The 22,337-nt window shown below is 70.6% G+C and carries 18 protein-coding genes, 1 tRNA gene and 1 pseudogene; 5 read left to right on the plus strand and 15 right to left on the minus strand.

The window, feature by feature from the left end:
- Nucleotides 1–161: 161 nt before the first annotated feature.
- The 5 genes and pseudogenes from rplS to WG209_RS25170 all read right to left on the minus strand — a co-directional run.
- A pseudogene (gene rplS, locus WG209_RS25150) lies at nt 162–497 on the minus strand (50S ribosomal protein L19); the annotation flags it as partial.
- A gap of 89 nt (nt 498–586) precedes the next feature.
- Entirely contained in the window at nt 587–1,252 is a 666-nt protein-coding gene (gene trmD, locus WG209_RS25155) for a tRNA (guanosine(37)-N1)-methyltransferase TrmD (protein WP_337177870.1), read from the minus strand.
- 19 nt (nt 1,253–1,271) lie between these two features.
- Complete coding sequence (rpsP, locus tag WG209_RS25160; RefSeq protein WP_337177871.1) at nt 1,272–1,625, minus strand: 30S ribosomal protein S16; 354 nt, start codon at nt 1,623–1,625, stop codon at nt 1,272–1,274.
- Nucleotides 1,626–1,832: 207 nt separating this feature from the next.
- Nucleotides 1,833–3,329 (minus strand): signal recognition particle protein, encoded by a 1,497-nt coding sequence (gene ffh / locus WG209_RS25165; protein WP_337177872.1) that lies wholly within the window; start codon nt 3,327–3,329, stop codon nt 1,833–1,835.
- A gap of 122 nt (nt 3,330–3,451) precedes the next feature.
- Nucleotides 3,452–4,942 (minus strand): endo-1,4-beta-xylanase, encoded by a 1,491-nt coding sequence (locus WG209_RS25170; RefSeq protein ID WP_337177873.1) that lies wholly within the window; start codon nt 4,940–4,942, stop codon nt 3,452–3,454.
- 305 nt (nt 4,943–5,247) lie between these two features.
- On the opposite strand from WG209_RS25170, the gene WG209_RS25175 reads away from it, so the two are divergent.
- Nucleotides 5,248–5,320: transfer RNA gene (locus tag WG209_RS25175), tRNA-Val, on the plus strand.
- 247 nt (nt 5,321–5,567) lie between these two features.
- Here WG209_RS25175 and WG209_RS25180 read toward each other — a convergent pair.
- Nucleotides 5,568–5,897, minus strand: a complete 330-nt coding sequence (locus tag WG209_RS25180; RefSeq protein WP_337177874.1) for an iron-sulfur cluster assembly accessory protein — start codon at nt 5,895–5,897, stop codon at nt 5,568–5,570.
- Nucleotides 5,898–5,990: 93 nt separating this feature from the next.
- Nucleotides 5,991–7,202 carry an aminotransferase class V-fold PLP-dependent enzyme gene (locus WG209_RS25185; RefSeq protein ID WP_337177875.1) on the minus strand — a complete coding sequence of 404 codons (1,212 nt, stop codon included), beginning with the start codon at nt 7,200–7,202 and terminating at the stop codon, nt 5,991–5,993.
- A 913-nt stretch (nt 7,203–8,115) separates the two neighbouring features.
- Here WG209_RS25185 and WG209_RS25190 point away from each other — a divergent pair.
- The gene (locus WG209_RS25190) at nt 8,116–9,747 is read left to right on the plus strand and encodes a hypothetical protein (RefSeq protein WP_337177876.1); all 1,632 of its coding nucleotides are present in this window, start codon (nt 8,116–8,118) and stop codon (nt 9,745–9,747) included.
- A gap of 181 nt (nt 9,748–9,928) precedes the next feature.
- Here WG209_RS25190 and WG209_RS25195 read toward each other — a convergent pair whose 3' ends face one another.
- The 5 genes from WG209_RS25195 to WG209_RS25215 all read right to left on the minus strand — a co-directional run bounded on the left by WG209_RS25195 (nt 9,929) and on the right by WG209_RS25215 (nt 14,117).
- Nucleotides 9,929–10,249 carry a hypothetical protein gene (locus WG209_RS25195; protein WP_337177877.1) on the minus strand — a complete coding sequence of 107 codons (321 nt, stop codon included), beginning with the start codon at nt 10,247–10,249 and terminating at the stop codon, nt 9,929–9,931.
- 59 nt (nt 10,250–10,308) lie between these two features.
- Nucleotides 10,309–10,560 (minus strand): type II toxin-antitoxin system RelE/ParE family toxin, encoded by a 252-nt coding sequence (locus WG209_RS25200; protein WP_337177878.1) that lies wholly within the window; start codon nt 10,558–10,560, stop codon nt 10,309–10,311.
- A 75-nt stretch (nt 10,561–10,635) separates the two neighbouring features.
- The gene (locus WG209_RS25205) at nt 10,636–11,553 is read right to left on the minus strand and encodes a serine/threonine-protein kinase (RefSeq protein WP_337177879.1); all 918 of its coding nucleotides are present in this window, start codon (nt 11,551–11,553) and stop codon (nt 10,636–10,638) included.
- Between the two features lie 213 nt (nt 11,554–11,766).
- Nucleotides 11,767–13,500, minus strand: coding sequence for a hypothetical protein (locus WG209_RS25210; RefSeq protein WP_337177880.1), 1,734 nt, complete (start codon nt 13,498–13,500; stop codon nt 11,767–11,769).
- On the minus strand, nt 13,497–14,117 hold the full coding sequence (locus tag WG209_RS25215; RefSeq protein WP_337177881.1) for a tyrosine-protein phosphatase: 621 nt from the start codon (nt 14,115–14,117) through the stop codon (nt 13,497–13,499). The genes WG209_RS25210 and WG209_RS25215 overlap by 4 nt, the downstream gene beginning before the upstream one ends.
- Before the next feature lie 276 nt (nt 14,118–14,393).
- On the opposite strand from WG209_RS25215, the gene WG209_RS25220 reads away from it, so the two are divergent.
- A complete protein-coding gene (locus WG209_RS25220) occupies nt 14,394–17,141 on the plus strand; it encodes a protein-disulfide reductase DsbD domain-containing protein (RefSeq protein ID WP_337177882.1) in 2,748 nt (915 codons plus the stop codon).
- Nucleotides 17,142–17,946: 805 nt separating this feature from the next.
- Here WG209_RS25220 and WG209_RS25225 read toward each other — a convergent pair.
- The gene (locus tag WG209_RS25225; protein ID WP_337177883.1) at nt 17,947–18,924 is read right to left on the minus strand and encodes a sugar ABC transporter substrate-binding protein; all 978 of its coding nucleotides are present in this window, start codon (nt 18,922–18,924) and stop codon (nt 17,947–17,949) included.
- A gap of 79 nt (nt 18,925–19,003) precedes the next feature.
- Nucleotides 19,004–20,524 carry a transglutaminase-like domain-containing protein gene (locus WG209_RS25230; protein WP_337177884.1) on the minus strand — a complete coding sequence of 507 codons (1,521 nt, stop codon included), beginning with the start codon at nt 20,522–20,524 and terminating at the stop codon, nt 19,004–19,006.
- A gap of 133 nt (nt 20,525–20,657) precedes the next feature.
- Here WG209_RS25230 and WG209_RS25235 point away from each other — a divergent pair, with 133 nt between their 5' ends.
- Entirely contained in the window at nt 20,658–21,227 is a 570-nt protein-coding gene (locus WG209_RS25235) for a GNAT family N-acetyltransferase (RefSeq protein ID WP_337177885.1), read from the plus strand.
- Nucleotides 21,228–21,236: 9 nt separating this feature from the next.
- On the opposite strand, the gene WG209_RS25240 is transcribed toward WG209_RS25235, so the two are convergent.
- Nucleotides 21,237–21,566 carry a hypothetical protein gene (locus WG209_RS25240; RefSeq protein WP_337177886.1) on the minus strand — a complete coding sequence of 110 codons (330 nt, stop codon included), beginning with the start codon at nt 21,564–21,566 and terminating at the stop codon, nt 21,237–21,239.
- 414 nt (nt 21,567–21,980) lie between these two features.
- Here WG209_RS25240 and WG209_RS25245 point away from each other — a divergent pair.
- Nucleotides 21,981–22,337, plus strand: a 357-nt coding sequence (locus WG209_RS25245; protein ID WP_337177887.1) for an RNA-binding protein, incomplete at its 3' end; no start/stop codon positions are given.

Genomic DNA, 22,337 nt, shown 5'->3' on the forward strand with positions numbered 1-22,337 from the left:
CGACGCCCGGGCGGGGCGTCGCGGCGCGGGGGTCACTTGCCGGCGTTGGCCTTGGCCTCGGCCTTGGCTTCGGCCTTGGCCTTCCTCGTGGCGATCTTGGCGGCCCGGCGCTCGGCCTTGGCGGCCTTCGCCTCGTCCAGCGCGGCGCCGGTGGTGAACCGCTCCTTGAGGCGGACGGCCTTGCCGGTCCGCTCGCGCAGGTAGTACAGCTTGGCCCGGCGGACCTTGCCGGAGCGCTTGACCGTCACGTCGGCGATCCGGGGGGAGTGGATCGGGAACTTGCGCTCCACGCCCTCGCCCTGGACGATGCGACGGACGACGAACATCTCGCGGGTGCCGCTGCCGGACCGGGCGATGACGACGCCGTTGAAGATCTGGACGCGCTCCTTGTCGCCTTCCAGGATGCGGACGTGGACGTCGACCGTGTCGCCGATCTCGAACTTCGGCAGCTTCTCCTTCATGCTGCTCTGCTCGACGGCGGCGAGGAACCGATTGATCATTGGTGGGGACCTTTCGAGCGGCCCATCCGGCGGGCCGATGTTCTACGTGCGTGAAGGTGGAATGTTCGGGTCGCGGGGGCTCCGCCTCAGCGGCGGTGTTCTCGGCGCCAGCGGGCGATGGCCGCGTGGTCGCCGCCGAGCAGGACTTCCGGGACGGTCAGGCCGCGATACTCGCGGGGCCGGGTGTAGTGGGGGTATTCGAGGCCGCCGTCGGGCCCGAACGACTCGTCCAGGGCGCTCTCGGCGTCGCCGAGGACCCCGGGGACCAGCCGGGCCACCGCGTCGATCACGACCATCGCGGCCGGCTCGCCGCCGGAGAGGACGAAGTCCCCCACCGACAGCAACTCGGGCCGGAGGATCTCGATGATCCGCTCGTCGAACCCCTCGTACCTCCCGCAGACCAGCGTGAAACGCCCCCGACCGGCCAGCTCCGCGGCCTTCGCCTGGTCGAACCTGGGCCCCTGGGGGGACAGGACGATCAGGCCTCCGGGCGGCTCGGCGGCGGCGAGGACGGCCTCGGCGGCGGCGACGACGGGGGGCGCCATCAGCACCATCCCCGGGCCCCCCCCGAACGGTCGGTCGTCCACCTGCTTGTGCCGCCCCTCGGCCCAGTCGCGCATGTCCCACGTGTGGACCGCGACGAGCCCCTTGGCGAGCGCCCGGCCGACGATGCTCTCGCTCAGGAACCCGGCGAAGAGGCCGGGGAAGAGCGTGAGGACGTCGATCCGCAGCGGCGGCTGCGCGGGTGTCATGGCCGACCGTCCCCGGGGGTCAGGAGGCCGTCGGCGCGGCCGGGGCCTCGGCGGCCGGCGCGGGCGCGGCGGCCGGGGTCTCGGCGGCGGGGGGCTTCGGCAGCTCCCACGGCTCGCCGGGGGCCGGCTTCGTCACCTTGTGCCTGCGCAGGATCGCGGCCACCTTGTCCGACGGCTGCGCCCCGACGCTCAGCCAGTAGCGGATCCGGTCGGCGTTCAGGACCGTCTGCGTCTCGGGGTTGCGGGACATCGGGTCGTAGTGCCCGAGCTCCTCGATGGCGCGGCCGTCGCGGGGGGTGCGGGCGTCCATGGCGCAGATCCTGTAGAAGGGCCTGTGCCGACGTCCCAGCGACTTCATCCGGATGCGGACCACTCGCGGTCTCCTCTCGTCTCTTCGTCTTCCAGGGCCCACGCGCGGGCCCCGCCGGGACGACCGGCGACGACGCGGGCGGGGGCGATCCAGAATCCTGCGGGAAAGGCCCCGGGGGCCGCCGCGCCCGGTTACGGCGGGGGCGGGCCGGGGCGTGGGGTGCTCTCGGCGTGTTCGGTTCGGCCCGGTCGGCCCGGGGGGGCGGCGGGATCAGCCCCCGGCGGACTGGCCGCGGGCGTCGCGCTCCTCGCGGCGACGCTTCCGGTCTTCCTTCTCGCGCTGCTTCTTGAGCTTCTCGCGCTCCTTGGGGGAGAGCCGCTTGCCGGTGCCCACCTTCGGGGACATCAGCTTGGCCGCCGGGTTCAGCGCCGCGGCGCGACCCAGGCCGGTCATGGCCTTGAGCTTGTCGAGCATGCTCATCTGGGACATCTGCTTGACGAACGCGGCCATCGCGTCGAACTGCTTGACCAGGCCGGAGACGTCCGAGGGCTCCACCCCCGCCCCGGCGGCGATCCGGCGGCGGCGGCCGATGTCGATCAGGTCGGGGCGGCTGCGCTCCCGGGGGGTCATGCTGTCGATGATCCCCTGGATCCGGCGGACCTCGCCGTCGGCGTCGATCCCCCCCAGGTTCTCGGCCATCTGGCCCATGCCCGGGAACATCCCCATGACGTCCTGGACCGAGCCCATCTTCTTGATCTGGATGATCTGCTTGCGGAAGTCCTCCAGGTCGAACTTCCCCTTGGCCATCTTCTCCTGCTGGAGCCGGGCCTCCTCGGCGTCGACGTTCGCCTGCGCGGCGTTGACGAGGCCGACGATGTCGCCCATGCCCAGCATCTGGCCGACGAGCCGCTCGGGGTCGAACGGCTCCAGTCGGTCGAGCTTCTCCCCCTTGCCGACGAACTTGACCGGGACCCCGGTCACCTTCCGCACCGACAGCGCCGCGCCGCCGCGGGCGTCGCCGTCGAGCTTGGTGAGGATGACGCCGTCCAGCTCCAGCGCCTTGTTGAAGGCGTCGGCGGAGGCCACGGCGTCCTGGCCGGTCATGGCGTCGCAGACGAAGAAGACCTGGTGGGGCTTGACCTTCTTCTCGATCTGGACCAGCTCCGCCATCAGCTCGTCATCGACGTGGAGCCGGCCGGCGGTGTCCAGGATGATCGTGTCCCGCCCCTGGCGGTTGGCCTCGGCCACCGCCTCCTGGCAGAGCTTGACCGGGTCGACCCCCTCGCGCGAGAAGACCGGCACGCCGACCTGCTCGCCGACCACCTTGAGCTGCTCGACGGCCGCCGGGCGCTGGAGGTCGGCCGCGACCAGCATCGGCTTGCGGTCCTGCGAGGCCAGCAGTTTCGCCAGCTTGCCCGAGGTCGTCGTCTTGCCCGAGCCCTGGAGGCCGCAGAGCATGATGACGGTGGGGCCCGACTTCTCGAACCGGATGGTCGGGTCGGACGGCCCCATGGTCTCGACCAGCTCGTCGTGGACGAGCTTGACGATCTGCTGCTCGGGCCGGACGCTCTTGACGACCTGCGCCCCGACCGCCCGCTCCTGGACCCTCGCCATGAAGTCCTGGACGACGTTGAAATTGACGTCGGCTTCCAGAAGGGCCGCGCGCACTTCGCGCAGGCCCTCCTTCATGTTGGCCTCGGTCAGGACGCCGCTGACGCGGAACCGCTTGAAGGCGGAGGACAGGCGCTTTTGCAGGTCGTCGAACATGACTCGTCGGGTCGTCCACGGACGGAGGGTGTCGCGAATCGACCATCATACAGCCCGCGCCCGCCGCTGACAACGCGGATTCGCGCCCGGGCCGAGCCTTTCGATGGCGGGCGTCGCGACGGTCACGTCAGCAGGTCGTCCCGCAGCTTGCGGAGGCGGGCGACGGCGGGCTTGGGGGCGCCGTCGGGGCGGAAGAGGCCGGCGTGGGGGTAGATGTGGGGGAGGCCGTCGGTGGGGTGGGCCCAGGTGACGGAACGGACGAACGGCTTGGCGATCGCCAGGGCGGCCCAGCTCGCGGCCCACGCGGCCTGGCCGGCCTCGGTGGGGGGGGCGGGGAATTGCCAGCCCTCCACCGCCACGTCGGGGTCGGCCAGGGGGTCGGCCTCGGCGGAGGAGGGGGCGGCGAGGATCACGTTCAGCGGCACGTTCAGCAGCGAGTAGAGGTCCAGCAGCCGCGAGAACTCGAACAGGTCGCGGGCGTCGCTGCCGGGGTCGGAGTAGCCGGGCGCCACCTCGATCGCCACGCTGGAGACGCCCAGGTCCGACCGGATCAGGTAGTCGCAGAGGTGGAGCGGGCCCAGCTGGAACCGGCTGCCGCTCATCCATTCCATCCACGGCCGGTCGACCCCCAGGCAGAACTGCGCGGCGGGGTCGGCCTGGCGGGCGATCTGGAGGGCGCGGGCGGTGATGCGGACCTGGTCCTCCTCGCCGAGCCCCAGGACGTCGTGGCCGGCGGGGCGGTGGGCGATGTGCCAGACCGGGACCTTGCCGCGATACCGCGAGACGACCGCGCGGACGTGGTCGGCGACGAACGAGGTGATGGACTCGGCGTCGCCGTTCCAGAGCCAGATCCAGTCCGGGAGGCTGCCGGAGCGGAACTCGATCAGCGGGCCGGCCTCGACGTTCATCCGGCGCTTGCGGGCCCAGGAGATCTGCGCGTCGAGCAGCTCCCAGCGGATCTTCCCCTCGGACGGCGCCAGGTCCTTCCAGGTCGCGGCGGCCTGGGCCGTGTTGAAGGTGGCGGGCCACGCGGCCGAGCCCGGCGCCTTGTCGGGCTCGCTCGTCAGGACGCAGCACAGCCCGGTGCCCAGCCTGCCGGCGACGGCCAGCCGGTTGCGCAGCACCTGGTCCAGGTACGTCTCGGCCAGCATCGTCCCGGCCTTCGTGGAGGCGGCGAGGCTCTCCTGGGCGGCGGCGAACGAGGCGTCCGGGTCGGCCGCGTCGAGCGCCGCCCGGACGAAGGCCCGGCGCGAGGTCCGCAGCGACTCGGCGAGGGCCGGGGCCGTGTTCAGGCCGAGCTGGGTCCAGTCGGCCATCTGGTTGCGGACGTCGTTGAGCCGGCCCCGGGCCAGCTCCAGCGCCAGGACGTAGGGCGACGGCCGGTCGGCGAGGGTCGCGGTGCCGATCACGGGGGCGCCGAAGCCCGGGACGGGCCATGGGGTGAACAGCCGGCTGCTCTCGCTGGCGTCGCTGGAGCAGGCCAGCAGCCCGTCGCGGACGTCGATGCCCAGCCGCCCCGGCGTGCGATCCAGCCCGAGCGTGTAGGCGCGACGCAGTCCCACGACCCGCGAGGCGGTCCGGTCCGACGGCAGCCTGAACTTGAGAACCCCCATGCCGTGCGTCCACCCCAGGGTTGGGCCTTGCGAATCGAGGCCGGCGGGGGAAGCCGACGGCGGCCGGGGGACTCGCGCCCGCGCGCCCCGCCGCCGCCATGACTAGGATATCCTCCCGTCCAGGACTTGAACAGTCGCCCCCCGGCCGGGGCCACTCCCCAGGCTATGGACGTCGACGATTCCGGGACGCCGACTTGAGCCCAGTCTCGACCCACCCATGGAGAAGTCGCGGCGACGTCTTGCGATCCGCCGCGACGCGCGATAAGATTCCCCATCTGGACGCCGGCCCCTCGCCGGCCCCCATCGGGCGATTAACTCAGCGGCTAGAGTACCGTCTTCACACGGCGGGAGTCACTGGTTCGAATCCAGTATCGCCCACTCGGCCCTCTCCCGGGCCCCTGCCCCACAAGCACCTTCCGTGCCGGGGCCTACTCGGTCTTCATGACCGTGCCAGCCCGACGCCTCTCATGGCCGCGCCAGCAACCTGGCGACGAGGATAAAATCGGTCCTCACTCCTTCCACGCGGGGAGGAGGGAGCGCCGCCACGACGTAATCGGCGCGCGCCGACACCGGGGGCCGGCCCTGGCGGGCCCCCGGTCGGCGAAGTCGAGCTGGACGTTCCGGGTCAGACCTGGAACGAGGAGCCGCAGCCGCAGCTCTTGACGACGTTCGGGTTGTTGAAGACGAACCCGCGCTTCTCCAGGCCGTCGTAGAAGTCGAGGACGGTGCCGTCGAGGTAGGGGTCGAACTTCTTGTCGACGGCCATCTTGACGCCGTGCTGCTCCTCGACGCGGTCGCGCTCGGAGGTGTCGGTGTCGAAGTTCAGGTCGTAGGCGAAGCCGCTGCAGCCGCCCCCCTTCACGCCGATGCGCAGGACGGTCCCCTCGGGGAGTTCCTGGTCGGTGATGATCTTCTTCACTTCGCCGGCGGCCTTCTCGGTCAGCGTCAACCCCATCGCATCATCTCCTTCTGGTCGGTCTCTCGGCGGGACGGTCGGGACGTCGCCGCGGTGAGGCGGGACTCCGCTCGACTCAATTCTAGCACGACGTCAACTCGGCTTCGGTTCGCCCGGAATCATTCTACCGGAAGCGAGCCAGGCCGAGCTATGCATCCTCAGCGACGCCACCGCCGCGGCGACCGCCTCGGCGGCGAAATCGACCTCCTCGGCGGTGGTGAAACGCCCCAGGCCGAACCGCAGGCTGGCCCGCGCGGCGTCATCGTCCCGGCCCATCGCCCGGAGGACGTGGCTGGGCTCCGGCTCGGCCGACGTGCACGCCGCGCCGGAACTTACGGCCACGTCGCGCATCGCCATCATCAGCGCCTCGCCGTCGACGTAGGCGAAGCTCATGTTGAGGTTCCCGTCGAGCCGCTCGGTCGGATGGCCGTTCAGCGACACGTCGGGGACGCGCCCGCGGATCGCGGCCTCCAGGCGGTCGCGCAGGGCCTTCACGCGGGCGGAATCGGCCTCGCGCTCGCGGGCGGCCAGCTCGAACGCCTCGCCCAGCCCGACGATCAGCGGCACCGCCGGGGTGCCGCTGCGCAGGCCGCGCTCATGCCCGCCGCCGTCGATCAGCGGCTTGATCCGCACCTGGGGGTCCTTGCGGCGGACGTACAACGCGCCGATCCCCTTGGGGCCATAAAGCTTGTGGCCCGAAAGGCTCAGCAGGTCGACGCGGTCCGCCCGGACGTCCAGGGCGATCTTGCCGACGGCCTGGGTGGCGTCGGTATGGAAGACGATCCCGCGCTCATGACAGGCCGCCCCGATCGCCCGGAAGGGGTTGATCGTGCCGACCTCGTTGTTGGCCGCGATCACCGAGACCAGGACGGTTTCCGGCCTCAGCGCCGCGAGGATGGCCGCCTCGTCGACCATGCCGGTCTCGTCGCAGGGGACGATCGTGACGTTCCAGTCCGCCTCGCGCCCCAGCCGTTCCACGACGTCCAGCACCGACTTGTGCTCGACCGCCGTGGCGACGACGTGGTCTCCCCTGCGTCGCAGGAAGGGCAGCGCGCCCTTGATGGCCAGGTTGTTCGCCTCGGTCGCGCCGGCGGTGAAGACGATCTCCCGAGGTTCGGCGCCAAGGGCGTCGGCCACCTGGGCGCGGGCCTTCTCGACGGCCTCCTCGGCGTCCCACCCGAACTTGTGCGAGACGCTGGCCGCGTTGCCGTAGATCTCGGTGAAGTACGGCATCATCGCCGCGACGACCCGGGGGTCCGGCTTCGTCGTCGCGTGATTGTCCAGATAGACCGGCGGCTTGACCAACGCTCGTGAGCCTCGCTCGGGCGATTTTCCACACCATATTCGCCGATATTTATCTTAGGCTCGCGAGGCGGGGCGATCAAGGGAGCCGGGCGGCGGCGACCCTTGCGGGGCGTCCGGAGGGGCCGGATCCTCCACGAGTCGGCTTTGCGCCAGGGCGCGGCCCCCGAGAAAGAGCAGGAACGGGACCGAGAAGTGGCCGATCAAGCCGGCCACTCGGCTCTCGTCGATCGGGAGCAGCAACAGGGGGGCGGATTGTAGCGCTGACAGGGCGGCCACGAGGATCAAGAACCAGCCGAGGAGCCGTCTTAACAGGTGTGGCTTCCGCCATCGAACCGTGGAGGGATCGAAGGCGTGCGAGCACCCGTCGCATGTCATGGGACCCGGGGGATTCGCCGGGGTCAGCCTGCGTTCGCACTTCGGACAGAATATCGAGCCCAAGCAAGCCTCCGATCATGCGACGCGGATGTCTGCCCGGCGTATGTGGGGAGGATACGACCTTTTGGCACGCATCGTATCATGCCTTGCGTCCACCTCCGCGGAAAATCCGGCCCGTCGGGCTCGATTCGCGTGTAAAGCCTCGAAGCATTTCGCTCGCGTGGGCGATCGTTGCCGGTCGCTTCCCGCCCCTACTCATCGGAAGGGGCTCGGCCCTCCGGCCTCGGCCGTCCTCATCGCGAGTTGCAAGGCGGATTCCGCGTACTAGCTTACAGCTAGACGAATCGCGGGAGAACGTCGTCGATGCCGACGGTTCCGGCCCGCTCACGCGTGATGAAAGCGACCATCGGCCACCCTCCTCGTGTCGAGCGACATACAACAGATGAAGCTTTTCCTGGGCATGACATCGAAGCGGGACCGGCGCTCTCCTCGGCGGGCGCGTCCCGGCGCCTCGCTTGAGGTGCTTGAAGGGCGACGGATGCTTTGCGCGACGCCCGCGCCGTTGCCGGGCATCGGCTCGCACGCGCGAGAGGTCGTGATCCGGGCGTATGAGACGCTCGTGGGCGAGTCGCCAAGTCTCGCCGAGCAGAACCGACTCCTCCGCGTCGAGGCCAGGTTGGGCCAGAACGCGCTTGTGCCCGCCATCGTCGCCACGCCCGCCTTCTACAACAAGACCGCCCAGAGCGACCCGGTCGGCTACGTGACGTTGGCCGCGGCGACGCTCGACCAGTTCCCCAGCCAGGCCGAGATCGATCGGCTGGCGGAGCGGATCGTCGTCCAGGGCGCCCGTCCCCAGGTCCTGAATCGCGTGGTGCTGAGCCTGAATCCCCCCGGATCGAAGTCGGCGCATCCCACCGGCCCGACCAATCCGCTGTACAGGGCCCTCCAGCAAGACGTCCTCGTCAACGCCGACTATTACTCCGACACCCCGAGCATCCTCGGCGCGACGCTCGGGTTCACGAACATCCTGGGCGTGCCCGGCCTGGGCGTCAGCTCCTCGCAGGCCGAGGCGCTGGCGCGCCGGGCGGGCGGCTCCTGGGAGACGCTGAGCGGCTCGTCCGCCGGGACCGCGTCGTTGCGGGCCTACACGTCCAACGCGGCGGTCAGCGGCATCGCCACGAATTACGGCTACCCCGTGAAGTACACCGACGGCTTCCCCATCGAATTCAGCTGGCCCGTTCTCCCCAGCTCGGTCTCGGGAGACGACTTCCGCGTCGTGCTCAACACCGGCCAGGTGGTGACGGCGCTCGCGGCCTCGATCACGCCGAACTTCGAATACAACGAGCGGAGCACGGTCGTGATCCTGGGCTATTTCGGGAACCGAATCGCCCCCGGGCAGCCGGGCGCGATCTACCCCGTGAAGCTGGAACTGGCCCACTCGCGGAATCCGCTCAAGCTCGTCGGGCCGGGGGGAGTCGTGGTCTCGGCGGCGGGGCTCTCGTACGGGGACGGCGTCACGCCGATGACCGCTTACAACCCCGGATCGGGGCCGAAGCTGGTCGGGGCCAAGTTGAGCGTCATGTCGACCGCCGGCGAGTCGGCGCCCGCGGCATTCTCCGGCTCCCTCCCCAACGACGGCGTCTCGCTCTACGGCGAGGCCGCGGAATATCGGCTCCGCGTCTTCACGAGCGGCGGCTTCTCGCCGGACGGGGTCCGTTCGGTCTATCCGACGGATTTCTCGCGGTTCTTCCGGCTCCAGACCGTCGACGCCGACGGCGTGGTCCGATGGCTTACCGAAACGGGCGTCCCCTACCAGTTGCCGAGCGGCACGATCACGGTGCTGGGCCTGGCGGACCTGGGGCCGGCGCAGTCCAGCTACGACGACTCGTACGTCGAGGACCACGACAACCAGATCGACATCGTGCTCTCCGGGGACGAGGCGGCCATCGCCACGATCAAGGCGGTGCAAATCCCCGCGTCCGGGAGCTATTCCCCGTTCTACAACCCCGGCGGACCGGGCAACGACCCGACGCCGGGCGTCCCCTACACCCAACCGGGGCCGAGCCTGACCCAGCCGGTGATCAACGCGCTCGCCGATCCGATGACGGTCACGTACATCGCCCCCGGTCGGGCGGGCAGGTTCGCGCGTTACGCTCGCCCCGGCTCGTGAACCATCGGAGCGACCGGCTGGGCGGGGCGCTTCGTCTTGATTGGCGCCCGCCTCGTCCAGAGTCCATCGAATCCCGCCGACCGGGCCGCGACCCGGCCCGCGAGCACCGATTCGGGGCCGACGCGGCAGCGCGATCAAGCGGGGCCACGGCGAGGGCATGAGTCCGCCGCGTCGTCGCTCCTTAATCCTCGTCGATTACCATGGTCCCCCCGCCTGGGAACTCGGCCGTGATCCTTAGCTTGCCCCCCAGGGCCTCGACCTGTTTTCGCAGGCGGTCGATCCCCGCTCGCCCGGCCTCTTGCCTCAACAGTTCGACCCGGTATTCCTCCGGGAGCGCGGCGAGCCTGGCGCGGAACTCGGGCGTTTCCCGATAGGCGGTGTCAGTCGCTTGCAACTCCAGGAAGGTCCGATGGGCGGCCTTCAGGCGGGCCGCGGCCTCGGCGATCCTTGCCTGGCTATCGGGCGGCATGGACGCCAGGACCTCTTCGAAGGGAACGGGCATCGGATTCACTCCCCGAGGTGACGTCGAAACCGGGCGTCGGCGATCGGAATTGCCCTATTCTACCAACGCTTGTCGCCCGCCTTATTCCCCCCGACCAGCAGGATCGCGCGTCGCGCGGGATCGAAAGCGAATAGCACCCGCCAGGGCTGCCCCGCGTGCTGGACCCGGAGTTCCTTCATATTCGTGAAGATCGATCCTCGAGCCGTGTCAACGGCGGGCCGTCCGAGATTCGGGCCCTCTTCCCTCAAGAGTTCGACCTTCGCCAGGATCGCTTCCCGGACCCAGATGTCGAGCCCTTGGAACTCCTCCATGTACTCGTCATCGAACCGAACTTGCCACATCCGGGCGATCTCCGCGCTCCGCTCGCCACCCTTGCAGGGCCCGGGTCACGACGAGACCGGCGCGTCCCTCTTGGCGGGGATGGAGCGGAGGTGGTCGGCGAGGGTGGCCATGGAGGGCCAGCGGTCGCGGCGGTCGACGGCGACGAGCTTCAGGAGCGTCTCGCGGACCTCGTCCGAGAGCTTGGCCCGGAGGGCCTGGGGGTCGGCGGGGGGATTGCGGAAGGCCTGCAGAAGCGCGGTGGGGGACGACGCGACGTCGTAGGGGGGCTTGCCGGTGAGCAGCTGGAACGCGACGACGCCGAAGCCGTAGACGTCGATCGACTCGTCGATCGGCTCGCGACGGATCAGCTCCGGGGCCATGTGGAGCAGGCTGCCGACGCGGTTGCCGGGCCGTCGGAACGCGGCGGTGTTGGGGACGGAGAGGCCGAAATCGATCACCTTGGCCCGGAGGTCGCGGCCCCGGTCGACCAGGAAGTTGCGCGGGTTGACGTCGTGGTGGATGAACCCGGCGGCGTGGACGGCCGCCAGCCCCTCGGCGGCCTGGGCCAGCCATTCCATCCGCTGCGCCGTCGTGCCGAGGTTCGACTGGTACGCGGTCTCGAAGCTCAGCCCGTGGATGAACTCCATCACGAGGTATTCCTCGCCGCGCGAGGTCATCCCGTGCTCGTACGTCCGCACGACGTTGGGGTGGCGGATCTGGACCGCGATCGCCCCCTCGCTCGGCCGGTCCTCGTGCCGCGAGGCGCGGCCCCGCGCCGCCTCGTTCTTCTCCAGGTCGAGGATCTTGAGGCAGACGACCTTCCCCGTCTCCGAGTCCACCGCCTTGAAGACGCGGGACATGCTCCCCTGCGAGCCGATCGTGGAGACATCGAGCTGGATCTGGAACCGCTTCTGGATGTCGACGCGCCGGCCTTTCCCCTCGGTCGAGGTCGGGGCGAACATTTCCTTGAGTTTGCCGATCATGCCGCCACGCCTCCTCTCCCGAGCCCGGGGACTGGCCCGGCGGAGTCTAGCCGCGCCCCGGGTATCCTACGATGACTTCGCGCGGATGTGACCGGCCTTCGGCCGAATCTCCGGAAACCGCGCGCGGCCATTGTACGAAACGCGAGGCATCCCTTAACCCGTTCATTCTCGAAAGGTTAAGGGATGCCCGGGGATGTCGGCGTCGCGCGGGGATTATTCCGGGGCCGGGACGCGGGAGACGAGCCGGCCGGAGGGGGTGGTCAGGGTCCCCTCGGTGCGGGCGAGGATCCGGCGATTGCCGAACGGCATCGGCGGCTCGAACGTGGCGACCTTGAGCAGCTTCGGCGCGCTCTCGGGCCAGTTCTCGAACTCGGATTCCAGCAGCAGGACGTGGCGGCTCTCCCCGGTCTCGGGGAACGCCAGGTGCTGCGGGCTGCTCAGGAGCCGGACGGGCCGTCCGACGGCCCACATCAGGTCCTCGGGCCATTCGTGCTGCGTGTGGAGCGTCCAGTGGGGCAGGAGCCACTGGCCGATGGCGCGGCCCCATGGGCCCTGGCCGTAGCGGTAGCTCCACTCGGGGACGTAGAAGCCGGCGTGGACCAGCTTCAGGCAGGCGGTCATCAGGAGCATGGCGGCGACGGCCCGCCGGGCGCTCCGCGTCTCGAAGGCCCGCCAGAGCAGCGCCGCCACCCCCACCCCGCCGACGGCGAAGACGATCCCCACCGGCCGGTAGTAGGTGAAGACGATGGTGAGGATGTAGGTCGCGTAGACCGTCAGCGAGGTCCACGCCACCACCATGCCCGTCGTCACGGCGAGGAACGCCCGGCCCTCGCCGGCGGCCAGGCGGCGATTCCAGGCGGCCGCCAGCGCCACGGCCGAGGCCACCCGCAGGCCCGCAAGCGCCGGCACCGCCGCGGCAGACGCCGCGCCGGGGACGACGACCCCGCAGACCACGGCGGCCAGGGCGACCCGGCCCCAGTCGAGCGCGAGCCCGCCGTCGGCCTGCATCCCCTCGCGCGACGACCGGCCGAACAGCAGCAGGGCGAACGGCGACAGCGGCAGCCCCGCCAGCAGCAGCTTGAACGGCACGGCCCACGCCGCCCCCTGGTCGATGGGCATCGTGATCGCGGCGACCCACCCCAGCGCGGACGACGGGAGCGACCACGCCATCCCTTGCGTCAGCGGCCAGACCAGCGCCGCGGCGGCGGCCTCGGCGGAGGCGGTCTCGATCGTCCAGAAGAACCAGGCGATCGCCGTGACGACTGGCGGCGCGACCAGCTTGAACGAGAAGTCGGCGTCGCGACGCCCCAGCACCAGCACCGAGAGCCCGATCACCAGCAGCGGCGGCCACCCCCCGCAGAGGAACGCGGCCGACGCGAACAGCCCCGCGAGCCAGTCCGACCGCCGCGACAGCAGGCGGTCGAGCGCGGCGATCGTCGCCAGGCCCGACAGGAAGTCGAAACCCCGCGCGCCGGCATGGTCCATCAGGGCGATCGAGCCGAACCAGGCGAAGCCGAACATCAGCGCGGCGGTCGTCCGGCCCAGCGCGACGAACCGCCGTGCGACGAGCCAGCCGGCGAGCAGGCCCGCGACGGCCATCGGCCACATCACCGCGCCGGTCTCGGGCTTGCCGGCCTCGCCCGTCAGGAAGACGAGTCGGGCGATCGCGGCCGGAAGCGGCCAGACGTCGGGCCGCCAGTGGCCGTACACCTGCCCGAGCGGGCCGAAGCCCTCGCTCGCGGCGATCCCCAGCCGCGCGTCCTTGCCCGAGAGGTCGGCGGCGGCGCCCCCGACCAGCACGTAGGCGACGCCCAGCAGCAAGACCGCCGGCCCGGCCCAGGCGCGGGCGTCGGGGAGCTTCAGGACGAGCTTCCCCCCGTCGGCGTCGGCGCGGAATCGGCGGCCGACCTCGGCCCGCGCGGCGGGCATCTCGTCTACGCGGCTCATCGGGCGGCCTCCTCCGGCAGGGGCAGGGCGGCGATCTCGTCGGGCGAATTCCGCTCGTCGAGGTTCACGGGGTGGTGGAGGTCGGAGTCCGGCTTGTTGCGGGCCATCCCGTAGATGTAGCCCGGGATCCAGCCCTCGCGGTAGGTCTGCCGGCGAGCCTCGGCGGCGACGTCCTTGATGGTCCAGCCGTCGCGCTCGAACCGATAGAGCGCCACCGCCGACCCCGTCCGGCAGGTGCCGCGGGCGCAGTGGACCAGGACCGGGCGACGTTCCTCGTCGTCGATCAGCTCCAGGACCTTGCGGAACTGCTCCTCCCGGCCGAAGCCGTTGCCGGGCATCGGCAGGTTGACGAAGCCGACGTTCAGCGACTTCGCCAGCGCCCGCTCCTCCTGCATCTCGCGCCCGGGGAGCTGGAAGTTGACGACGGTCTTGATGCCGTAGCGCCTCACGGCTTCGGTGAGCTGGTCGCCGTTGAGCTGGCCGCTGCGGTACAGCACGCCCGGCTTCACGACGTCCCAATGGTCCCATCGCAGCCGGTTCTGCCGGTCGAGCACGGCCATCCAGCCGGCGACGGCGGCGCCCGCCGCGAGGATCGCGCCGAGGAGGATTCTGCGCATTCGCCCCCATCCTGTCCTGGAGTGTCGAACCGTCCGTGGTCCATGAAGCTCGGCGGGATGGCGCGGCGCGGGGTGTCGATCGATCGCGAGCGGCCCGGCATCGTAGGCCAGGCCCCCGGATCGGTCAATGCGGACCGGCGCGGACGCTCGGCGGCTTGTCCCAGGCCCAACGGCGGCTATAGGATAAGGGGAAGTCGGGAGAGGGTACGGGCCGGATCGCACGCGCCTCGTCCCGCATCCCTCCACCCCACCAAAATTCCTCCCGAGGGGCCTCCCATGCGATTTCTCCACCCCGCCGGGGCTCGCGCGACGGCCTTCCTGGCCGCGTTCGTCCTGGCGGCCTCGGCGCACGCCGACGCCCAGCCGGCCCAGAAGGACACCCCGGCGCGGGGCAAGCCCAAGGCCGCCGAGGTCACGGCGACGATCGAGCCGGCCAGGGCCGCGCCCGGCGACACCGTGAAGCTCCTGGTGCGCGCCAAGCTCCAGCCCGGCTGGCACATTTACACGGTCGCGGAGAAGCAGCGCGAGGAGGGCCCCCGCCACACCCTGTTCGACGTCTTCGACCTCGCCGGGATCGAAAAGGCCGGCGACTGGACGGCCGACCGCGACGCCAAGGCCGCGCCCGAGCCCGCCTTCGGCAACAACGTCTTCGAGTACTACGAGGACGAGGTCGTCTGGTCCCTGCCCCTGAAGGTCCCCGCCGACGCCGCGCCGGGCGAGAAGTCCATCCAGGTGCAGGCGAGCTACCAGCTCTGCAACGCCTCCAGCTGCACCTTCCCCGGGCGCTGGACGCTCCCCGCCGCCACCCTGACCGTCGCCGGCGAGGCCGCCGCCGCGCCCCCGGCGTCGTCGGCCACGCCGAAGAAGAAGGACAGTCCGGAGCGCCTCCGCCCCAAGGGCGTGACCATCACGCCGACGGTCTCCCCCGCCGTCGCCCGGCCCGGCGACGTGGTGAAGTACACCGTCGCCGTGAAGCTCGACCCCGGCCTGCACATCTACAACGTCGCCAGGCCCGGCGCGGGGGGCGGGAACGGCCCGGACCCGACCTCGTTCAACCTGTTCGACCTCGGCGGCCTCGCGGCGGGCGATGAATGGACCCCGGCCGCCGACCCCATCGTCAAGCCCGAGCCCGCCTTCGGCGACGACGTGCTCACCGAGTTCTTCGAGGACGAGGCCGCCTGGACCGTCGCGCTGACCGTCCCGGCCGACGCCGCCCCCGGCGACCACGTCGTCCGCTCTCAGATCAGTTACCAGATCTGCAACGAGAACGCCTGCTTCCCGCCGACCCACCAGACCCTCGCCGACGTCGTGGTGAAGGTGGAAGGCGTCGCCGCCGCCCCCGCCCCGACGGCCGTCGAGACCGCCCACGTCGAGCCCTCGGCCCCCGCGCCGGAAGCGACCGAGCCGGCCCCGGCCGTCGCCCCCGAGCCCCCCGCTCCGGCCGTCGCCGTTGAGCCTTCCGCCCCGGCCGAGGCCCCGTCGGAGTCCGCGAGCATCGCGGCGGCCCCGGCCGACGCGGGGCCCACCAGCGAGATCGCCCGCACGGCGCGGGAGAGCCTGTGGGGCTTCCTGCTCCTCTCGGCGGCCGGCGGGCTGCTCGCGCTGGCGATGCCCTGCGTCTGGCCGATGGTCCCGATCACGGTCAACTTCTTCGTGAAGCAGGGGGAGCGGTCGGGCAAGGGCGGCACGACGGGTCTGGCCGTGACGTACTGCCTGGCCATCATCGGCGTCTTCACGGCGGTCGGGGTCCTGTTCTCGTTCCTCTTCTCGTCGACGTTCCTCCAGAACCTGGCGAACAACCCCTGGCTCAACCTGTTCGTCGCCGCCCTGTTCCTGGCGTTCGGCCTCAGCCTTCTAGGGCTGTTCGAAATCCGCCTGCCCAGCTTCCTGCTGAACGCCTCGGCGCGGGGCGAGAGTCGCGGCGGGCTGATCGGCGTCATCTTCATGGCGCTGACGCTGACGATCACGTCGTTCACCTGCACGTTCCCGGTCGTCGGCGGCCTGCTGGTCATGGCGGCCAACGGCGACCTCCTCTATCCGATCCTCGGCCTGGCGACCTTCTCCAGCGTGATCGCCCTCCCCTTCTTCGCCCTGGCCCTGGCCCCCGGGCTGCTCCAGAAGATGCCGCGCAGCGGCGACTGGATGAACTCGGTGAAGGTCGTCGGCGGGCTGGTGGAGATCGGCGCCGCCCTGAAGTTCCTGAACACGGCCGAACTCGGCTGGGTGACGCCCGAGAACGCCTGGTTCGACGCCCAGGTGGTGCTGACCGCGTGGATCGTGCTGTCGGCGGTCTGCGGCCTCTACCTCCTCGGCTTCTTCCGCACCAACCACGACTACGACGAGGCGAAGGTCGGCCCCGGCCGGATGGTCTTCGGCTGCGCGTTCCTGGGGCTGGCCCTCTACATGGCCCCCGGCCTGTTCGGCCGGCCGCCGATGGGCCTGGTGTGGGACCGGCTGATCGTCGGCATCCTCCCGGCCGACTCCCACGAGCTGACCGCCGACGTCCGCATGGCCGCGGCCGATCCCGGCGAGGGCCCCGTCAAGGCGACCTCAACCGACCCGGAGGAGGCGCAGCGCGAGCAGAAGAACCTGCACGGCGTCCTCTGGGGGATGAGCCTGGACAAGGCCCGCGAGGAGGCCGCCGCCCAGAACCGGCCGATCCTGATCGACTTCACCGGCGTCAACTGCGCCAACTGCCGCCTGATGGAGCGTCGCGTCCTGCCGCGCCCGGACATCGTCAAGCTGCTCCAGGAATTCGTGACGGTCCAGCTCTACACCGACCGGGTGCCGATCGACTCCATCACGTCGGCCCAGCGCGAGGAGCTGGCCCTGGAGAACCAGATCCGCCAACTCGACCTGACCGCCGAGCAGACGAACCCCTTCTACGTCATCATGACCCCTGAGGGCGAGGTCGTCGCCTCCATCGGCGGCTACAACGAGCCCCCCGTCTTCCAGGACTTCCTGGTCAAGGGCCTCGACAAGGCCCAGAACGGCTCGCGGGTCGCCCAGACCGCCCGCCGCTGAGCTTCCCCGGCGAGCCTGAAACACGCGCGGCGCTCCCGCCGAACATACCTTGTCCCGGCGTGGGAGGAGGTGCCCCGCGGGGGCGTATGAGGGGCGCGCCACCAGGGGGCCGTTTGCGTCGGACGGAAGGACGTAACGGCCTTCCCCCCTGGCGGGGGAAGGTGGCCCGAAGGGCCGGATGAGGGGGATGCCATGCGAGACGGCCGTCGGGTTCCCGAGCCGGTCGAGGCAGGCTCTCGAACTTCGGGAGGGCTCGTGCTCGTCGTCCCCCTCACCTGACCGCTTCGCGGTCTGTCCTCCCCCGCGAGGGGGGAAGACGATTCGCGTCTGGAGTCACCGAGGGTCGCGGTGCCGGTCGCGCCCCTCATGCGCCCCTCCGGGGCTCCTTTCTCCACGAGCGTGGAAGGGACGGAAGCGCCCGACGGCCCACCGTCCCCCTGCCCGCGAAATATATCCGCCGCGTCCCCGGATCCTTGAAATCCGGCCGCGTCCCCGCACGATCCTGCCCAGATGCGGTGATCGTGGTCTTTGACAATCCGATTGCTAGGAGGAGCCAGGCAGGCCGGGATACCGAGCTCATTTCAGGCAATCCAGCCGCTCGCCCACGCCCCTCGGGAACCCATGCCGCCAGGGCCGGTGCCCGCGCCGAACGCGTCGGCCGACGCGGCCCAGACGCCCCGAAAAGTCGTTCGATAATGACGAACGAAGCCAACGCTTGCCGGCGGCAAGTCGTTGGCTCGCAGAGTTTTAACGTCGGCCGGCCCGAATGCGCGGCGCGCGAACGAAGCCAGATCGGAGCCACGACTCAGTAGGCCGGCTGGTGCTGCGCGACGTTGGTCGCGGTGATGAGGCGCAGGGGGGTGACGACCTCGCGGTCGATCGGCTCGCCCTTGAGCTGGGCGGCCATGACCTCGACGGCCTTCGCCCCCTGTTCGCGGGGATCTTGGAGGATGGTGCAGGCGAGGCGGCCGTCGCGGACGGCGTCGAACGCGGTCGTGGCCCCGTCGAATCCCAGCACGGCCACGTTGTCCCAGCCCTCGGACCGCGCGACCTCCGCGGCGGGGAGGGCCATCTCGTCCGATTGGGCGACCACCGCGCGGATCTCGCCGGGCTTGAAGCGGCGGACCAGGTCGGTCATCACCCCCTTCGCCCGGTCTTCCTGGAACGCGGCGAATCGGCGGTCGGCGACCTCGATCTCGGGGTGCCGCTCCAGGACCGCGGTGAACCCGGCGCTACGCTGCCGCTGGGGGCTGGAACCCTCGGTCCCTTCCAGGTAGATGATCTTGCCCCCGTCCGAACCCAGGAGCCGGACGAGTTCCTCCCCCTGGAGGACGCCCCCCTCGGCGTCGTCGGCCCCGACATAGGCGACGACCTCGCCGCCGTTGATCCGACGGTTGAGCGCCAGGATCGGGACGTTCGCGCGGTTGGCGGCCTCGACGGCCGGCACGAGAGCGTCCTCGTCGCGGGGGCAGAGGATGATGGCCTTGCAGCCCAGGTTCAGCAGCGTCTCGACCTGGCCGATCTGCCGGGCGTCGTCGTCCTGGCCGTCGCGGACGTCCACGTCGAGGCCAAGCTCCTTCGCCTTCGACTCGATCCCGTCCTTCATCGCCAGGAAGAACGGATGCCCGAAGGTGGGGAGCACCACGCCGATCCTGGAGCCGCCGGCCGTCGCCGGGGCCGATCCGGGGCCGGGATCGCCGCCGCCGCAGCCGAGGCCGAGGCCGAAGGCCGCCAGGGCCAGGCATGCCAGCAGGGCCGGCCGGTGCTTCCGCTTCGTCGTCATCGTCCAATCGCTCCGAGGCTCGGCGGGTCGGTCGGGCGAGGTCGCGCGCTCGCCCCGACCGACCATTGTGCCGCCGTCCTCAGCGCACTTCCAGGGGCTCGATCGTCGCCTTCCCCTGCACGCGCAGGATCGGCAGGAACGACTCGAACGGGGAGACGCCCTCCAGGCTCGACTCGGACAGCTTGATGTGGGTGCCGTCGACGGTCGACTGGTCGAACGAGCTGTCGAGCGCGACCCAGCGCCCGTTGACGTGGACCTCGTGCCACATGTGGAAGCCGAAGCCCTTGGCCTTCATCTGCTTGTTGTCGACGTAGATCAGCCCCACGGCCACCCGCGCTGGGATCCCCTTGGCCCGCGACATCGCCGCGGCCAGGACGGAGTGCTCGGTGCAGTCGCCGGAGAGGTTGCGGGCGGCCTCGCTGGCGGGGGCGAAGGTCGTCTGGAAGTTGCTCCGCATGTTCTGGAATACCCACGTGTTGATCGCCACCGCCTGCCGCCAGGGGTCGGTCTCCCCCTTCACGGCGCGGTCGGCCAGGCGGATCACGCGCTCGTCGGCGCTGGTGATCATCGCGTTGGGGCGGAGGTACTCGGGGTCGGCCGGCGAGCCGGGCTCGCCGTCGTTCGGGCCCATCGACTGGATCACCATCGTCGCCGATCGGCCGTCGCCGGAGGGCGTGAGCGTCTGCCGCCGGTCGTTGGGGATCACCCGGGTCGGGTCCTCATCCTTCAAGGTGATCCGATACCTGGCGTGGGTCGTCTGGTAGGCGTTCGTGATGTCGCGCTCGGACTTGATGATGGTGCCGCGGATCTGGTCGTACTTGACCCGGCCGCCGGGGGCCTTGGCGCCGGCCTCGGTGGTGCGATAGGTGGTCATCCCGCCCAGGAGGTCGACGTCCTGCTTGAGCACCTGCCCCGCCGTGTCCACCCAGAGAGTCGAGCCCAGCTCCGGCCGGACCTTGCCGTCCAGCGTGGCGACCTGCTCCACCTTCCGGAGCGCCCTCTTGGCCCCGTCGCCCAGCTCGATCTCCGCGGTCGGGCCCGCCTTCAGCTCGATGTCGACCACCCGGTTGAGGTCCGGGATGTACATCTTGAGGGTCCGGCTCTCCCCCTCGGTCATGGGCTTCCGGGCCATGCTCTGCTCGGCCGCGTACGGGCCCCGGACCTCCGGGCCCCAGGGGATCACCTGCTCCTGGCGCTGCTTGGTCCCCTCCATGATCAGCGTCATCTGGCCGTTGACGACGTCGCCATGGACGCGGATCTCGTTGTCGCTGGTCAGCGTGCGGGTGTCGAGCCGGAGGACCTCGCCCTCGGGGGTCTCGATCGTCCCGTACATCAGCTTCTGGACGACGGTGTCGTCGCCGCGACGGAAGCTCAGGACGGTGTCGACCCGGACGCGGTTGAGCGGCCGGTCCTTGTCCATCACCTTCTCGACGAAGGTGTGGATGTAGCCGATCTTGTTCCCGGCGAGGAACACGGCGTCCCACGCCTCCTCCGCGACGGCGGGGGTCGCGAGGGCGAGGAGCAACGGCAGCGCCCAGAGGACGCGCGGGCGACGACGGACCCGGATCATGACGGCCTTACCCTCTCCCTGCACGGGCATCGAACTCGACCCGCCGCGTTCCTCGCGCGGACCCTCTCCGAGCCACTATCGGCGAAACCCCGCCGGGCCCTCAAGCTCAACTCCGAGGCCCGTCGGGTCGCCGGGGGGCCGTCCCGGCGGTTAGACTCGGGGGATGAGCATAACCCCCCGCCCCGATCCCACCGGCCGGACCACCTCCATGGAGACGCTGGAAACCGAACGCCTGATCCTGCGCCAGTTCCGGGAGGAGGACCTCGACGCCTACGCCGCGATGGTCGCCGACCCGGAGGTGATGCGCCACCTGGGCTCCGGGCCGATGGACCGGGAGGAGGCGTGGCGGAACATGGCGATGGTCGTGGGCCACTGGCGGCTGCGCGGGTTCGGCATGTGGGCCGTGGAGGAGAAGGCCACCGGCGCGATGATCGGCCGCGTCGGCTGCTGGCGGCCGGAGGGATGGCCCGGCCTTGAGGTCGGCTGGACCCTGCGTCGCGAGTGGTGGGGCAAGGGATACGCGACCGAGGCGGGCCGGGCGTCGCTGGACGCGGCGTTCGACCGGATCGGCGAACGCCATGTGATCAGCCTGATCCACGACGAGAACCAGGCGTCGATCCGGGTGGCCCGACGCCTGGGCATGCGGCTGGAAGGCCGGACGGAGCTGTTCGGGATCGCCGTGTGCGTCTACGGCAAGCGGCGGCCCGCCCCCACCGGCGGCCGCGAGGCCTGACGGCTCGAGTCAGGAGGAGGCCTTCTCCTTCGCCTTCGCCTCCCGGTTCCGCTTGCGGGTCTCCGCGGCCTTCTTGGCCGAGGCCGAGCGCTGCTCGGGGGTCCTGGCGGCGGAGGCCGCGCCGCCGCGCTTGCCCCCCTTCTCGCTGGAGACCTTGGTGTCGGGCTTGCCCCGGCCGGAGCCGGACTTGTTCCCGCCGCCGGACTCCTTGTTGACGGTCGCCCAGGCCCGGCGCTCGGCCTCGTCCTCGGGGACGCCCCGATCCTCGTAGCCCTCGGCGATGTGCTCCGCCTTGCGCTTCTGCTTGTCCGTGTATTTCGACTTGTCGCCCCGCGGCATGGCACCGCCCTCCCATCGGTCAGGGGTCTGATCGGGTGTGCCGGGACGAGCCCGACTCCCCGGGATCGGCCATTCAAAACCCGGGCCGAAACGCGGTGGAATCGCGGAAATCTTGTCGATTTCGCGGATCGTTCGGCCCACAAGCCTTGGCTGGGATCCTGGAAATCCGCTAGGATGGAGGTATTTCGAGAAATCCACGTCGAACGCGGATTCGGACTATCATTGCGGACGTGTCGTCCCTATACTTTGGATTGGCTGGAAACCGTACGAGCGCGTGCCGGAGATCCGAAGAGAGCTTCTCGTCTGCCTCATCCGCCTTTCCACCGCCCCGGGCCGGTTGCCGGCCCCTTTCAGAGACCCGGAAAGAGAAGTCAGTCGAGGGTCGAGTCGAGTCGCCACGCTAGGAGTTTGCAGGTGGGCAAGAAACTGTACGTCGGGAATCTCTCGTACCGCGTCAACAGCTCCGATCTGGAGCAGCTGTTCTCGCAGTACGGCACCGTCGAAAGCGCCGAGGTCATCTCGGACCGCGAGACCGGCCGCAGCAAGGGCTTCGGTTTCGTCGAGATGAGCACCGACGCCGAGGCGCAGGCCGCCATCGACGGCCTCCACGACCATGAATCCGATGGCCGTCGCCTGACGGTCAACGAGGCGCGTCCTCGCGAGCCGCGCTCCGGCGGCGGCGGCTACGGCGGCGGCGGCGGCTACGGCGGCGGCGGTCGCTCCGGCGGCGGCGGCTACGGCGGTGGCGGCGGCTACGGCGGCGGCGGTGGT

It is taken from the genome of Paludisphaera sp. (assembly GCF_037189885.1).
In the GTDB taxonomy this organism is placed as follows: domain Bacteria; phylum Planctomycetota; class Planctomycetia; order Isosphaerales; family Isosphaeraceae; genus Paludisphaera.

What these genes read in the sequence shown, in the direction of transcription:
- trmD (WP_337177870.1), bottom strand. Translation starts at nt 1,252, where the DNA reads ATGACACCCGCGCAGCCGCCGCTGCGGATCGACGTCCTCACGCTCTTC.
- ffh (WP_337177872.1), bottom strand. Translation starts at nt 3,329, where the DNA reads ATGTTCGACGACCTGCAAAAGCGCCTGTCCTCCGCCTTCAAGCGGTTC.
- WG209_RS25170 (WP_337177873.1), bottom strand. Translation starts at nt 4,942, where the DNA reads ATGGGGGTTCTCAAGTTCAGGCTGCCGTCGGACCGGACCGCCTCGCGG.
- WG209_RS25180 (WP_337177874.1), bottom strand. Translation starts at nt 5,897, where the DNA reads ATGGGGTTGACGCTGACCGAGAAGGCCGCCGGCGAAGTGAAGAAGATC.
- WG209_RS25190 (WP_337177876.1), top strand. Translation starts at nt 8,116, where the DNA reads ATGCTTTGCGCGACGCCCGCGCCGTTGCCGGGCATCGGCTCGCACGCG.
- WG209_RS25195 (WP_337177877.1), bottom strand. Translation starts at nt 10,249, where the DNA reads ATGCCCGTTCCCTTCGAAGAGGTCCTGGCGTCCATGCCGCCCGATAGC.
- WG209_RS25200 (WP_337177878.1), bottom strand. Translation starts at nt 10,560, where the DNA reads ATGGAGGAGTTCCAAGGGCTCGACATCTGGGTCCGGGAAGCGATCCTG.
- WG209_RS25205 (WP_337177879.1), bottom strand. Translation starts at nt 11,553, where the DNA reads ATGATCGGCAAACTCAAGGAAATGTTCGCCCCGACCTCGACCGAGGGG.
- WG209_RS25210 (WP_337177880.1), bottom strand. Translation starts at nt 13,500, where the DNA reads ATGAGCCGCGTAGACGAGATGCCCGCCGCGCGGGCCGAGGTCGGCCGC.
- WG209_RS25215 (WP_337177881.1), bottom strand. Translation starts at nt 14,117, where the DNA reads ATGCGCAGAATCCTCCTCGGCGCGATCCTCGCGGCGGGCGCCGCCGTC.
- WG209_RS25220 (WP_337177882.1), top strand. Translation starts at nt 14,394, where the DNA reads ATGCGATTTCTCCACCCCGCCGGGGCTCGCGCGACGGCCTTCCTGGCC.
- WG209_RS25225 (WP_337177883.1), bottom strand. Translation starts at nt 18,924, where the DNA reads ATGACGACGAAGCGGAAGCACCGGCCGGCCCTGCTGGCATGCCTGGCC.
- WG209_RS25230 (WP_337177884.1), bottom strand. Translation starts at nt 20,524, where the DNA reads ATGCCCGTGCAGGGAGAGGGTAAGGCCGTCATGATCCGGGTCCGTCGT.
- WG209_RS25235 (WP_337177885.1), top strand. Translation starts at nt 20,658, where the DNA reads ATGAGCATAACCCCCCGCCCCGATCCCACCGGCCGGACCACCTCCATG.
- WG209_RS25240 (WP_337177886.1), bottom strand. Translation starts at nt 21,566, where the DNA reads ATGCCGCGGGGCGACAAGTCGAAATACACGGACAAGCAGAAGCGCAAG.